Annotated in this window: 10 protein-coding genes and 1 tRNA gene; 7 read left to right on the top strand and 4 right to left on the bottom strand. The window is 59.2% G+C overall.

Annotation, left to right across the window (positions count from 1 at the left end):
- Positions 1 to 78 precede the first annotated feature (78 nt).
- The 6 genes from HWX91_RS15825 to HWX91_RS15800 all read left to right on the top strand — a co-directional run bounded on the left by HWX91_RS15825 (position 79) and on the right by HWX91_RS15800 (position 8,928).
- Entirely contained in the window at positions 79 to 855 is a 777-nt protein-coding gene (locus tag HWX91_RS15825; protein ID WP_028196266.1) for a response regulator transcription factor, read from the top strand.
- 9 nt (positions 856 to 864) lie between these two features.
- Positions 865 to 2,403: a sensor histidine kinase gene (locus HWX91_RS15820; protein ID WP_028196267.1), complete on the top strand. Its 1,539-nt coding sequence runs from the start codon at positions 865 to 867 to the stop codon at positions 2,401 to 2,403.
- 231 nt (positions 2,404 to 2,634) lie between these two features.
- Entirely contained in the window at positions 2,635 to 4,293 is a 1,659-nt protein-coding gene (locus HWX91_RS15815; protein WP_028196268.1) for an MFS transporter, read from the top strand.
- An 86-nt stretch (positions 4,294 to 4,379) separates the two neighbouring features.
- Positions 4,380 to 4,456: transfer RNA gene (locus HWX91_RS15810), tRNA-Met, on the top strand.
- A gap of 372 nt (positions 4,457 to 4,828) precedes the next feature.
- Positions 4,829 to 5,617, top strand: a complete 789-nt coding sequence (locus HWX91_RS15805; protein WP_028196269.1) for an AbiJ-NTD4 domain-containing protein — start codon at positions 4,829 to 4,831, stop codon at positions 5,615 to 5,617.
- A complete protein-coding gene (locus tag HWX91_RS15800; RefSeq protein ID WP_051743364.1) occupies positions 5,614 to 8,928 on the top strand; it encodes an NERD domain-containing protein in 3,315 nt (1,104 codons plus the stop codon). Before HWX91_RS15805 ends, HWX91_RS15800 begins: the two co-directional genes overlap by 4 nt.
- A 201-nt stretch (positions 8,929 to 9,129) precedes the next feature.
- On the opposite strand, the gene HWX91_RS15795 is transcribed toward HWX91_RS15800, so the two are convergent.
- From HWX91_RS15795 to HWX91_RS15780, 4 genes are all read right to left on the bottom strand, one after another.
- Positions 9,130 to 9,918: a hypothetical protein gene (locus HWX91_RS15795; protein WP_028196271.1), complete on the bottom strand. Its 789-nt coding sequence runs from the start codon at positions 9,916 to 9,918 to the stop codon at positions 9,130 to 9,132.
- The gene (locus HWX91_RS15790; protein ID WP_028196272.1) at positions 9,915 to 10,385 is read right to left on the bottom strand and encodes a hypothetical protein; all 471 of its coding nucleotides are present in this window, start codon (positions 10,383 to 10,385) and stop codon (positions 9,915 to 9,917) included. The genes HWX91_RS15795 and HWX91_RS15790 overlap by 4 nt, the downstream gene beginning before the upstream one ends.
- A 66-nt stretch (positions 10,386 to 10,451) precedes the next feature.
- The gene (locus HWX91_RS15785) at positions 10,452 to 11,834 is read right to left on the bottom strand and encodes a hypothetical protein (protein ID WP_051743363.1); all 1,383 of its coding nucleotides are present in this window, start codon (positions 11,832 to 11,834) and stop codon (positions 10,452 to 10,454) included.
- An 18-nt stretch (positions 11,835 to 11,852) separates the two neighbouring features.
- Positions 11,853 to 12,776, bottom strand: coding sequence for a toll/interleukin-1 receptor domain-containing protein (locus HWX91_RS15780; RefSeq protein WP_051743362.1), 924 nt, complete (start codon positions 12,774 to 12,776; stop codon positions 11,853 to 11,855).
- A 629-nt stretch (positions 12,777 to 13,405) separates the two neighbouring features.
- Here HWX91_RS15780 and HWX91_RS15775 point away from each other — a divergent pair.
- On the top strand, positions 13,406 to 14,239 hold the full coding sequence (locus HWX91_RS15775; protein ID WP_028196273.1) for a DUF932 domain-containing protein: 834 nt from the start codon (positions 13,406 to 13,408) through the stop codon (positions 14,237 to 14,239).
- Positions 14,240 to 14,274 lie beyond the last annotated feature (35 nt).

The raw sequence follows: 14,274 nt of genomic DNA, 5'->3' as shown, positions 1-14,274 counted from the left end.
CTACCCACAATAATTTTCGGAGACCGCTGTGCGCCGGGGAAACACCCCACGGTGCCGGCAAGGCCAGGTTGGCGCACCATGCGAATTCTGATTGCCGAAGACGACAGCATACTCGCGGACGGTCTGGTTCGATCACTCCGCCAATCGGCCTATGCCGTCGATCATGTGAAGAGCGGCGTCGAAGCCGACACCGCCCTGTCCATGCAAACTTTCGACCTGCTGATCCTCGATCTGGGCCTGCCGCGCATGTCGGGGCTCGAGGTGCTGCGCCGCCTGCGCGCCCGCAATTCGAACCTGCCGGTGCTCATTCTCACGGCCGCTGACAGCGTCGACGAACGCGTCAAGGGCCTCGATCTCGGCGCCGACGATTACATGGCCAAGCCCTTCGCCCTGAACGAGCTCGAGGCGCGCGTGCGCGCGCTGACCCGACGCGGCGCGGGCGGCGGCCCGACCGTAGTGCGGCACGGTTCGCTGTCGTTCGATCAGGTGGGCCGGATCGCCTACGTCAACGAGCTGGTGATCGACCTGTCGGCGCGTGAACTAGGTCTGCTCGAAGTGCTGCTGCAAAGGATCGGGCGGCTGGTATCGAAGGAACAACTGGTCGACCATCTGTGCGAATGGGGCGAGGAAGTCAGCAATAACGCAATCGAAGTCTACGTGCACCGGTTGCGCAAGAAGATCGAGCCGAGCGGCGTGCGCATCATCACCGTGCGCGGCCTCGGGTATTGCCTCGAGAAAGCCGCCCAGCCTTCTAACGTCAGCGCCGGCGCGCTCGCGCCGCCCGGTTCCGCCGAGCCCGAACCACCGGCATCGCCGCCGTCGGCCGCGATGCCGGCGAGTCATCACTACAAATAGAGAGCCCCCATGTCCGCACGCGCAGACCGCGCCACGGCGCACGCGGCGGACCTCGACGAAGCGCGCGACGAGCGCTACGCCAATCCGTTCGCCCCGCCCGACGAGACCGAAGCCGCCGCTGAAGCGCGCCCACGTTCGCTGTTCGGCGAAATTCTCGACTGGATGCTGGCGCCGCTCCTGCTGCTTTGGCCAATGAGCCTCGCGATCACTTACCTGGTCGCCAAGTCGATCGCCAACGGTCCGTTCGACCGCGCGCTCGAAACCGACGCCTACGTGCTAGCTCGCCAGATTCATCCGATCAATGGCGTGGCGGAGCTGTCGCTGCCCGATTCCACCCGCGACTTTCTGCGCGCCGACAATGTCGACAGCGTGTTCTATCAGGTGCTCGGCACGCGCGGCGAACTGGTGGGCGGCGAGCGCGACATGCCGCTGCCGCACGAGGAAGACCGGCCGCCGCCGGGCCTCGTCGAATTTCGTGACGACGTGCTGCGCGGCAACGATATCCGCGTCGCCTATACGACCGTCGAGTTTCCGCAGACGCCCGGCGCGCAGCCGGTGCTGGTACAGGTCGCCGAAACACTCGACAAGCGCAGCCAGCTTGCCAACGACATCATCAAAGGCGTGATCCTGCCGCAATTCGTGATCCTGCCGCTGGCGATCCTGCTGGTGTGGTTCGGCCTGTCGCGCGGACTCGCGCCGCTGCATGCGCTGCAGGCGCATATTCGCGCGCGCCGCCCGGACGATCTGTCGCCGCTTGAAGCGCGCCGCGCGCCGCCGGAAATCGAGCCGCTGGTGACGTCGTTCAACGATCTGCTGACGCGTCTCGAACAAAACATGGAGTTGCAAAAGCGCTTTATCGCCGACGCCGCGCATCAGATGAAAACGCCGCTGGCCGGCCTGCGCACCCAGGCTGAACTGGCGCTGCGCCAGGACGCCTCCGCGGAAGTCCACCGCTCGCTCGAACAGATCGCCACCAGTTCGGAGCATGCGGCGCGCCTCGTCACCCAGTTGTTGGCGCTGGCGCGCGCGGAAAACCGCATGTCGGGCCAGATTTTCACGCCCGTCGAGGTGACGGAAGTCGCGCGCAGCGCGGTGCGCGACTGGGTCCAGGCCGCGCTCGCCAAGCAGATGGACCTCGGCTACGAAGCGCCCGAAGAACCGGTCGAAGTGGACGGCAATCCGGTCATGCTGCGCGAAATGTTGTCGAACCTGATCGACAACGCGATCCGCTACACGCCGGCCGGCGGCCGGATCACCGTGCGGGTGCGGCACGACGCGACGGCGCGGCGCGTGCATCTGGAAGTGGAAGACACCGGACTCGGCATTCCGGTGGCCGAGCGCCCGCGGGTGGTCGAGCGCTTTTACCGGATTCTCGGTCGCGAGGGCGACGGCAGCGGCCTCGGGCTTGCGATCGTACGCGAGATCACAACCATGCACGGCGGCGAGATGACAATCGACGACAACGTCTACCAAACCTCCCCGCGGCTTGCCGGAACGCTTGTCCGTGTCAGCTTGCACGTGCTCGAACGGGCACAGGACTTACCCTAGGGAGGCCAAAAGCACCCATCAGGACCGCCATCATATTGAGATGGCGTTATCATATTTTGCAAGAACTTAGGCGTCAATTACCGTACTTTTGCAGAATTTTATAGCGTGCAGCCGATACTGACATTTGACCCTTCCACGTCAGTAGGCCGTAAGTTTCCACTCCAATAATCCGTTTCACGGGAACGCCTTTACCGGCGGACCACGTGTACATATCAATATTGGAGACGACATATGGCTACCGTTGGCGGACAACTCTCCCAGGCGCCGATGACGCACGAAGAGAAGCGGGTGATCTTCGCATCGTCGCTGGGTACGGTTTTCGAGTGGTACGACTTCTATCTGGCCGGTTCACTCGCCATCTTCATCAGCAAGAGCTTCTTCTCCGGCGTCAATCCGACTGCCGCTTTCATCTTCACGCTCCTTAGCTTCGCCGCGGGCTTCGCAGTTCGGCCGTTCGGCGCGATCGTATTCGGCCGCCTTGGAGATATGGTCGGGCGTAAATACACGTTCCTCGTCACGATTGTGATCATGGGGCTGTCGACCTTCCTGGTCGGTTTTTTGCCCGGTTATGCGTCGCTTGGCATTGCGTCGCCAGTGATCTTCATCGCGATGCGGATGCTGCAAGGCCTCGCACTCGGCGGCGAATACGGCGGTGCGGCCACCTACGTCGCGGAACATGCGCCAGCTGGCCGCCGCGGCTTCTACACCGCATGGATCCAGACGACTGCCACGCTCGGCCTGTTCCTCTCACTGCTGGTGATTCTCGGCGTGCGCACCGCCATGGGCGAAGACACGTTCGCCGCATGGGGCTGGCGCATTCCGTTCATCGCGTCGATCGTCCTGCTCGGCGTGTCGGTGTGGATTCGCCTGCAACTGCATGAATCGCCGGTGTTCGAGCGCATCAAGGCCGAAGGCAAAACCTCGAAGGCGCCGCTGACCGAAGCATTTGGCCAGTGGAAGAATCTGAAGATCGTGATCCTCGCGCTGATCGGCCTGACCGCCGGCCAGGCCGTGGTCTGGTACACGGGTCAGTTCTACACGCTGTTCTTCCTGACGCAGACGCTGAAGGTCGACGGCGCGACGGCCAACATCCTGATTGCGATCGCGCTGCTGATCGGCACGCCGTTCTTCCTGTTCTTCGGCTCGCTGTCGGACCGCATCGGCCGCAAACCGATCATCATGGCCGGCCTCCTGCTGGCAGCCTGCACGTACTTCCCGCTGTTCAAGGCGCTGACTCACTACACCAACCCGGCGCTCGAAACGGCCACGGCGAAGTCGCCGATCGTCGTGATCGCCAACCCGGACGAGTGTTCGTTCCAGTTCAACCCGGTCGGCACGGCGAAGTTCACGAGTTCCTGCGACATCGCCAAGAGCGCGCTTTCGAAAGCCGGCTTGAACTACGAGAACGTTGCGGCGCCGGCTGGCACGCTGGCGGAGATCAAGGTCGGCGATACGGTGATCAACACGTATGACGGCAAGGCCGCCGACGCCAAGGACCAGGGCAAGGCGTTCGACAAGACGCTCGCGACCACGCTGAAGACCGCCGGCTATCCGCCGAAGGCCGATCCGTCGCAGATCAACTGGCCGATGAGCGTGGTGATCCTGACGATCATGATGATCTACGTGACGATGGTCTACGGGCCGATTGCGGCAATGCTGGTGGAGATGTTCCCGACGCGCATCCGCTACACCTCGATGTCGCTGCCGTATCACATCGGCAACGGCTGGTTCGGCGGCTTCCTGCCGGCGACTGCCTTCGCGATCGTGGCGGCCAAGGGCAACATCTACTCGGGGCTGTGGTATCCGATCGTGGTCGCGCTCATCACGCTCGTGATCGGCATGCTGTTCGTCAAGGAAACCAAGGACTCGGATATTTACGCCAAGGACTGAAACGCCTCCAGGACGGGGCACTTTAAAAAAGTTGCGTGGCGGGGGTTGACAGCCCCCAGCCCTATCCTCATAATCTCGCTTCTTTCGGCGAATTAGCTCAGTTGGTTAGAGCGACGGAATCATAATCCGCAGGTCCGGGGTTCGAATCCCTGATTCGCCACCATATAAAACAAGGGGTTACGTCGTCTGACGTAACCCCTTGTCCATTTCAGGCGTCGTGTGGTCTACACTAGGTCTACACTCATGGCCTATTCGCCCCCTCTTCTGCCGGTCAGCGATACGGCCGTCACCATACTGATGGCAGGCTACACCGGGTCAGTCTGCGTATTCGAGACCTTGCACGCCTAGAAGACTCTTGCGCCGAACCGGCACGTCTTGCGGAAACTCAAGTGATGCCTTGACTCTCGACGTCGAGCCGTCAAACAGTTAATGCCAACGCTACCGGAACTCCGCACGTCCCTGTTGAAAAACGCGCAACGGTGGAAAGCACGGGCCGAGCAGTATGCTATTGCATCGGACTTCGGAGCAAGATCACATGGACTCGTTCTCTCAACGTCAAGGTCTCGTCCGCCCGGACGCGGAGATCACAATCAGGAATGACGCTCCGACACAGGTGCGCGAAGCGGCAATCCAGATCGCATATCGATCTGGCTTTAAGCCAAACGACATAAGACGGATCTTGTGCCAAATCCTTTACCGGTCGCCTGACGGGAATAATTGGTCGGAGTTTCCCAATATCGATGGCGAGGTTAGAGAACTCGTCGACGATTGCGAATGGTTTGAAGTCTACGATCTGATCGAGATGCTCGCGGAGGAAAGTGAGCGTCGGGGGCACAGCTACGCTGACGAAATGAACCGTTTTTTTCGAGCGGCCGGTGTTGGTTGGCAACTTATCAATAACCGCGTCGAGACCCGCGGTACTGAGGTTTTTGAAGCTGCGGTCCGCCAAGGTCAGACGGAACTACTTCAGCAAGGACGAAAGACCGCTGCCACCGAACTCCACGAGGCACTGAACGATCTCTCCAGGCGCCCACAGGCAGAAACAACCGGAGCAATTCAACACGCCATGGCGGCTCTCGAATGTGTAGCGCGAGACGTGACCGGTAGCAAAGATACATTGGGACAGTTAATCCAACGGAATCCCGGGATCTTTCCGCCACCTGTCAATCAGATCGTCGAGAAAGCGTGGGGGTACACCTCGAACAACGGTCGTCACTTGATCGAAGGAAAGTCGCCTCAGTTCGAAGAAGCGGAGTTAATGGTAGGTCTCAGTGGAGTGCTTTGCCGCTACCTCGCACGAACGCTTCCGGAGAACGCGCAGTGACGCCCGCTCAGGACTCCAATAGCGGTGTTCGTATCTATATTGGTGCTCAGATTGAGCACCAGTCCGACCTTGATGTACTTCGCGCGGTCCACGCTACCGTAGTTCAATCTTCTGGCTGGGCCTACATTTTCGCCAACTTCAATGTGCGCGGTCGTCAAGTCGACCTCGCGGTCTTTACTGATACGACAACCCTTGTTATCGAAGCCAAAAGCTATCGCCAACCGATACAGGGTGAAATCAACGGCCCATGGACACAACTTGGGCCATTTGGTGCGAGGCAAGTTGGGAATGCCTACGAGCAGGCTCTCGGCGCAAAAAACCGTCTGCGCGACGAGCTCCAGGAGATCACAAAAGTTGACGGATATCCGAACGGTCTGGTCGCTGTCATGCCGAATATTCCAAATGGCTCTGAAGTAACCTCAGGCGATTTTAAGGTTGCTGTCGGCGGGACAGAGAAAATCGAGCAGATGCTAGGCCAGCGTTCGGGGGCGATCCTAACGGACCACTTGTGCGAAGCCTTCGCTCGGCGATTGCATTTGGAACCGGTCGTATCCATTGACGGCGCACTGAATGAAAAGATTCTTTCGTCCGAGCGAATGTGCGCTACCTACCTAACATCCTTCGCGCAATTTTACAGTCCCCGCGCGACTAACCTTCTCGCCGACCAGTACGATTATGAACAGACTGTTGTTGCGCTCGCAGACGTTCAATCGACAATTGCCAGCACTAGCGATTGCGTATTGATCTCTGGCCCATCTGGTTGCGGGAAGACGCTGCTTATGGTCTCGTGTGCGATGTCAAGCATTGAGCAAAATTGTGTCCCAATATTCGTTTCTGCAATGGATTTCGATGGACGACTTCAAGGGCTTCTCGACCGCGAAGTCTCATTGCTCAATACTCGTTCGACGAAGAGTATCGTAAGTGCTTGCAAGTTTCTTGGAAAGCGAATTGTGCTTTTCCTGGACGGCTATAACGAATGCCGTGATGACCTGAAGGTTGCCTTGACCCGAAGCCTCCGCGCGTTTTCGTTGCGCTTCGGCGCAGGCCTTGTCATCAGCACGCAACACGACCCGACCTGTGCAGAACTACTGTCGCTAAGGAGGATCTTCGTTCGACGCCCGTCCGATGAACTTAAGACAATTCTCGCCAGAATCGAGGAACAAGGAGATCAAGCTGTCAATTGCACGGCACTCCTTCGTGTCGCTCGATCGGGACTCGAGGCGAGACTCATCGGAGAGGCCGGCTGGTTGTTGCCAACAGGTGCGAGCAAGTTTGCCCTCTTCGACGCCTACTCAAGGAGCAAGCTAGGCAGTGCCGCCCGAGACGGTATTCGGCTGATGGCCGCCCTCGCCAGCACACTTATAGAAAGAACGTGCTTCAGTGTTTCTATCCGAGAGTTTGACAGACTTGCCGACTCGATGTCGATCGGCGGTGATGCTCGAGATACGCTGTTTCGCGTGGAGCTTCTCAACCTGCGTGGAAATAGGGTGAGTTTTACACATGAACTGTTCTACTCGGCGTTCGCAGCAGAATCCGTAATCCGGGAATTGGGGGGACATTTTTCCCAGATTCATTTGATTCTCAAATCCCCCCGTTTCCAGTCATGCCGCACCTTTATCGTCGGCGGCCTTGAGGATGATCGCGCAATCAATAGTGTCCTCGACAAAACAACAGATGAAAATCTCCTGGCAGACTGCCGCCGTGGCGAATGCGGTTCCGCGGCCCTCTCGATCGTAAAGCGGCGATTAGACGACACCTTGGACGCTATGGTTGCCGAGGCGAAAACAATCCGGTTTGAGTTGACTGGCGAGGGATGGGAAGGCGTAACCGTTGCCGAGGATTCAGTCCGACAAGATACGGAGGATTGTAGTCGGTACATCGAGGCTATTAGTGATGGCCTAATGGAAGGACAATACATAGATATTGTCATGGCCGCCTGTGGCTATATGGACGAAGCCATCTCAACCGCTTCAAAAGAATTTTCCACTGCAGCCAAGGAGAAGAAGATCCCACTTCGCCATGCAATGTTCTGGCAGGCGTACGTCATGGACCGAACTGCCGCAATATCGCGATTGATGCACTTCATTCACAGCGGTTTCCTATCGCGTCGCGGGCCACCAGGTCAGGATTTCGGCACGGCGATAACAAAAGCATGGTCAGATGCGAAGACACCGGGACAGTTCTATCTTTTGATCGGGTTAACAAGATCGACGGAATACTGCAAAGAGGTGGTCCCTCACGTCCGAAGCTTGCTTCAAAACATACGGTTGTACCCCTACCATCTCCAACTCGATCTTCTCAATTTCGTGTTGTACCTTCGTGACGTGGAGGAGCCGTATCGCACCGAGATGATCGATGCTCTCGAAGGCTCCCTCGACAAGCTAGGGGTAGTGATGAACTCAATTATCTTCGAGGCGCTTCAGGCACTCGGGGCATTGGACGAGGCAGCACACGATCACGCTGACGTCGTTCGCCGCGAAATCGATGAAGCGCTAAACACGGAGGGAGAGGAGGCCAACAGAGCGGCATGGGGCATTTTTTCTTGCCAATTTGATCATCCCTTTGATGCGGCGTACTGGGAGGAAGTGCAAGGACTCGATGACGCACGCAAAAAGGCCTTGTTTACCAAGGCTTGTCGCGGCGCGACACGCCCGTATCTTTCATTTCTTGGAATTCTTATCCGGCGGCTGTCTGAGTTTAGTGATCCCATCGTGGCATCTGCGATTGCGCCATGGACAATGCTGCCCGACGAAAAGGCCTTCATGCCACAAGATGCGATCGAGGTCTTTGTTGCTGCACACGAATGCTTAGGGTCTCTAGGTGTAGATCTCCCGCTCACGCGAGGGGACGCTACCACGGATGCTCAGCGAGCTTTGCTGGCATGCGGTGACCTTTTGTACTGGTCAGCTCGGACTGACGTTAAAGATCCTCAATCTTCCAGTCTCACGGACGGTGCTAGATCGACTCTCCTTGATGCCTCCAAGTGTGCAAGTGCTGGCGCTCTTGAGCTGGTTACATCTACTCGAATTTGGGATCGCAACGCTCGGCGATCCATAGTAGATACATATCCGGACTTAGCCCTGCTGGCCTGCCGCGAAGCTTTGGATAAGCGACAGGCTCAGGTCTCATACTACGACTTTGGACTTCATGGGGGTGCTGTCGGTATTGCCATTTTTTGTATTCAGGTATTGGGGGAATTGGGAGATGGTAATGATTTGCTTGCCCTCAGAGAACTTTGCGATGACGCCAACTATGGCACTAGTACGTTAGATGCTGTCAAGAAGATAGAGGCACGGGTGAATTTCAGATAGGTAGCAGGTAGCTGCTGACACAAAGAGCTTAACCGCTGCCGTTCCATCGACAGTTGATGTGAAGGACATAGCGCGCTTGATAGGTATAGACCGAGACCTGATCTATCAATCAGAGTCAAAACAAGTCGCAGGTAGCCTACCGTTTGGTGCCAAAGGTCGCGATCGATCCAGAGCGGACTTCGACGCTGCGGAATACCGGACTCAGGTCTCCGCCTCCCACGGCCGGCGGACAAACCGCACATAGACGCCCATGTTGTCCACCGGTGAGGCGTACCGCCTCACGCCGGCATCGGAACTCGCCAGCAGGATCGGTGCGCCTGGGTCGGCAGGGACCTGTGGAACGAGCCACGGAACCAGGCTTCTCTGAAGATCGGACAGGAAGGCTGTTTCGCGCCGCAGACCCAAGGCTTCCCGTACGTTTTCCTTGGCCGACTTGCGCACATCCTTACAGCTGACGCCCGCATAAACCTGCGAATGTGCCGGCTGCTGGCCCGCACCGGGTTCGAGGACACACACGTCAAGCTCATGGCGAGCGTGACGAGGGGCCTGTCCAATGGCGCCACCGTTCAGGGCCCAGCTCAACGATTCGAACTCGACCGAGGTCCAAGCCTCCCCAAACAGGACACCATTCTTATCAAACAGATCGAAGTGAGAGAATCGGCTGCGGTCGGCCAAGGCTGGCTTCCCCGCCACGATCACCTCTGCCGCGTTGCCAGTTTTACCAACTTTGCCCGCTTTGCCAGCCTTGAATAACGGCCGATGCTCAATGCGCCCCTGAGGATGCGCGCGCCGAAAGGCCCGCAACAACCGAGTCAGCACGAGCATCTCAAAAAGCTTGTCGCGGGCCATGGCCTGGAGCTGCAGGGGTGGGGAAGTCGTTACCGCGATGTCGAAGAGTTTGCCGACTGCTTTGACCAGAGCTGGTGGGGCCGGCTGATTCTTCTTTTTCGTGGTGGAAGTGTCTGTCGCGGCGGCGGATGTCGTGCTCACAGATTCTCCTCGGTCTGGAGGGGCAGGAAGACCAGCAAGGCATCCCGCAACGCGATTTGGCGCTTCGTGGGGCGTCGCCCCAGATGACTTTTCAGGCTGAACTTGCGGTTTCCGACACGCATCTGCATGGAGTCGATTCGCTGGTCAGGTCCCAGCATCTCGTTGAGTTCAAGACGCACAGCCTGCTCCGTGGCGCGGTTCGCCGGGAAGGCAAGCACCATCAACAGCGACAGCGCCTCTTCGAAACGTTCTTTGGTCTCCTTGCGGCGACCCGCCATGGCATCGTCCATGCCAGATATGCCGTCCTGGAACTGCTTGCCGAGAGGTTCATCGACCTTGACGGGGGCGCTCAGCCTGGCCAACTCCCTGAACTCCTGCATCAGTGGTCCCTCGTAGGCGTTGGCTCGCCGATGGATTTCGGCAAGCGCCTGTTCCAGGTCCTCCTCATCCTGCACTTCTATGCGCATGCATCCTCCTTAGATTATTCTGGCACCGCAATCTGAGTGGCGGTTCATCTTGTGCGGCACGCAGATTTATTCCTGCCAGTGCGGACCTTGGCGATTGTGGACGCCTGGTGGCAGGACCAAGAAGCAGCGGTCCAAGGGCTTGGCTTGGGTGGAGCGGATCGCGCACCACTGCGTGGTTTCATCAAAGGCCCAGCACTCGTGCGGCGGGCTCTCGGGCACGAGGTAGTGGCAATAGATGTACTCGAGTTGCTTGTTGCCTGGATCGAACTGACCTGCCGTGCTGAGGATCTTTGCGTGGCGCAGGCGCTCGACCTTGTCACCCTCGACCGCCTCAAAACCGATGTGGACGATGCTCGGCCGCCCGTCGGGCAATTGGGCGGTTGCTTCCGACAGCTTCTTGCGAATGTCGCGTGCCTTACTGTCCAGTGCGCCGTCGCTCAGGCTTTCCCAGTTCAGGACAACTGCCAGATCGCACGCCTCGACGTACCGTGGGTTGTCGCTGGGTTTGGTTCGCAGCAGAGTCTGGTAGTGGGCGTTGCGGACATAGCGGCCCGTCAACAGTTCCAGGATCCGGTGGCTGCTGCCCAGCACCAGGTCCGTGGACAACACCTTCTGCAGCGGACGCAGGTCGAGCGCGGCGATGCTGCCAACTGCCGTGGTGTCGCTCCATGCCATCTCCTTCTTGCCAGACACCAGCCACTCGAGGACTTTGGCCTTGAGGTAATCCGGGGGAATAGTCTGGAGCTCGACCTGGAAGCTGACCTTGCACAGCGTGCTGCGTTCAAGCCTCGCCAGATGCGCGGAGCAGTCGGACCATAGCCGACCGATCTGCAGCCGTTCGCTCTCACCGTACTCCCCCACCTCCATGCGCTTGCATTCGACGGCCCACGTGCGGCCATGGAGCGCGACATCCATGTCGTGAGTCTGGGCCTGTCCCGGCTTCTCCTCGACGAAGGCGACGCTGGCGCCGGCTCGCCGGTAGCAGGCCGCGACAAGCAGTTCGAAGAGGCCCCCGTTGGGCTGCCCGCGCTCCTTGCCGACCATGCGCTGAATTCGCAGCGCAAGGCCGCCGACTTGTTGCAGCAGATCCAGGTCGCGCCCGATGGCTTGAAGAACAGGGATGACCCTTGAGCCGAAAACGTAGTCGTAGTTGCCGATGTGATCCAGCAAGGCCTCGCCCAAGAACAGGTACCAGCCGAAGCCGTCCTTGGCATCGAAGAAGCGGCCGTCCCCGTCGCCGATGCCCATCGCACTTAGGTACAGCCGGCGGGCCGCCCGCTCCCGGCGCTGTACCCATTGATGAGGGGGAATGAAGCTCTTGAACCAGTCCACGGCTCGGCGTAGCTCGGGGTTGTCCGGCCATTCATCGGGACGAGGGTCGGGCGGATCGAAGAAATCCGGCGGGAATTGCAGTTGCTTTGCGATGCGCTCGGCGTGCAGGCGGTCCATAAGCAAGCTCCATGAGGCCTAGAACGGCCGCGCCCCAAGCGGAGGCAACGAGACCGCGATGTCGTGCAGTTCCCGCACGAGACGCTGGAAGTTGAGATGTTGCTCGGGGCCATCGGAAAGGTCCACATACATGCGTCCGGCCAGTTCGTCTGGCAACTGGCGGGGATGGCCTGACTGCCGGATTATAGGAATGAACTTCGCGGTGCCAACCTCCCTCATCATCTGCGCGGTGACTAGCATCTGCTCATAGCCCACGCCGCCCTGTCGCTGCTGCGCCTTTTGCACATAGGTCTCAGTACAGATCATCAGCACCCGGTCGCTCTCTCGCACGCTGCGCGCCATGAAGTGGGCCAAGTCCTCGCCAAGGCGCACATGCCATTGGTCGAGCACCACTTCGACACCGTTTTGCCGCAGGGTCATGGCCAGTTGGGTGACCCATGCCCGATGTTCTGGCGAATCCCACGAGTAGGAGATGAAGACCCGGGGTGGGCGTCGAAGCGGTCCCAGCGTGCCAGTGGGCAACAACCCGGCGCCGTACAGTACGTTCGCGAGATCGACATTTTTCACGGCCCAGTGGCTGCGATTCACTTCCCATTTCGGGTCGATGTCGAGCGCCGGCAGCAACTGCATGAGGGTCTCGTAAGAGATGGGAGCCACGGTGTTGTCGAAATTGAAGGTAAAGGCGAATTCCTTCTGCCTGCGGGTGATACCGGTAATTCGCCCCACATGCGCCGGAGCGCCCACGTATTTTTCATAGGCAAAAAGCGTTGGCAGCGCCATAAGCGCCGCCAAGGCCGTGTCGTCCAAAGCTTCGAATTGCCGCTTGACCTGTGGGTGGGTGTATTCGAAAACCCGGTCGTACTCCATCACCCATGATGTGCCGGTCCAAGCTGTTTCATTTGCGGACATCAATAGGTTGTAGAGATGGTTCTGGATGTCCATGGCTGGAGTCGTGTGTTGGGATTGCTCGCAATTGTATGCACGTATCGGCCGCTACATCGGGAAAGTTTGCTATGTCGGCAGAAGTCGACACCAACGAGTCACAAGACGCCTGCTGCCCTCCGTAGAGTCAACACGTTTAGTGCACGTCCTGATGGATGCATATCGCCAGAACGAGAGCTCCTCAAACCCGTCAAACGCCTGAAGCCTGACTCGTTTCGTGCTGACCGCGACGTCCAAAGCGAAATCCGATACCCCTCAATTACTTACGCTTCTGCCGCGGCGGTTATTCACAGCGTTGCCCCCAGAAACTGTGAATAACCAAAGCTTCGCCATTCTTCCCGTCGAACTCGCGCCTTGGCATCTGCCTGCCACCCTCTTTCCTGCCCTGTCCCGCGACCGTAGTCGAAGGCGGGGCGGTGTCAAGGGGCGAGGGACCGTGTTGCCCGCACCCCTCCCTCGCCTCTTTCCTTGACACCGCCCCGCCTTCGACTCCTTGGGTCGCACGGGCAGGAAACCGGGTGCCAGGCAAAAGCAGAAGCCAACCCCGAGTTCCACCGGGAAGGTTTCACGCGCAAGCGGCAAGGCCATCCCACAGCCCGTAATTCAACCTCTTTGCTGTGGAGAACGCCATGCAACTCGCTTCCTCTTTCCGTTACGGCTCCCCGATGTTGCGCGCCAATACGCCGCTGTCGGACGATCAAATCCACCACGTAGCCCCGTCGATCTTCGCAGACGGCAAGCACGAAAGTCGCTCGGAACGCTACACCTACATTCCGACTATCGACGTGCTGCGCGGCCTGCGTAACGAAGGCTTTCAGCCTTTCATGGTCTGCCAGACCCGCGTGCGCGACGAAGGCAAGCGCGAATACACGAAGCACATGCTTCGGCTTCGCCATGCCGACCAGATCAACGGCGACGAGGCCAACGAAATCGTGCTGCTCAACTCGCACGACGGCACGAGTAGTTACCAAATGCTCGCGGGCGTGCTCCGCTTCGTCTGCCAGAACGGCATGGTGGTGGGCGACAACCTCCAAGATATTCGCGTGCCGCACAAAGGCAACATCGTCCAGAACGTCATCAACGGTGCATTCGACGTACTCGACGGATTCGACCTGATCCGCGAGCAGAAGGAAGGCATGCGTGCCGTCGCGCTCGACCGCGACGAACAACACGCGTTCGCCCGCTCTGCCCTCGCGCTGCGCTACGACCCGACCGACGCCGAAGCACCTGCCCCGGTCACCGCAGACCAGCTACTGATGCTGCGCCGTTTCGAGGATCGCCGCGACGACCTCTGGACGGTATTCAACCGTGTGCAAGAAAACCTCACGAAGGGCGGCCTGCACGGACGTTCGCGCAGCGGACGTGCCATGTCCACGCGCCCCATCACCGGCATCGACCAGAACGTGAAGCTTAACCGCGCGCTGTGGATGCTCGCTGACGCGATGCGCCAAATGAAAGCGTAAACGCCGCCGGGGCGTCAGCTTCCCACCGCCCCGTC

The organism is Paraburkholderia fungorum (assembly GCF_902833645.1).
In the GTDB taxonomy this organism is placed as follows: Bacteria; Pseudomonadota; Gammaproteobacteria; order Burkholderiales; family Burkholderiaceae; genus Paraburkholderia; species Paraburkholderia fungorum.
This window is presented reverse-complemented; position numbering and strand designations above follow the sequence as displayed.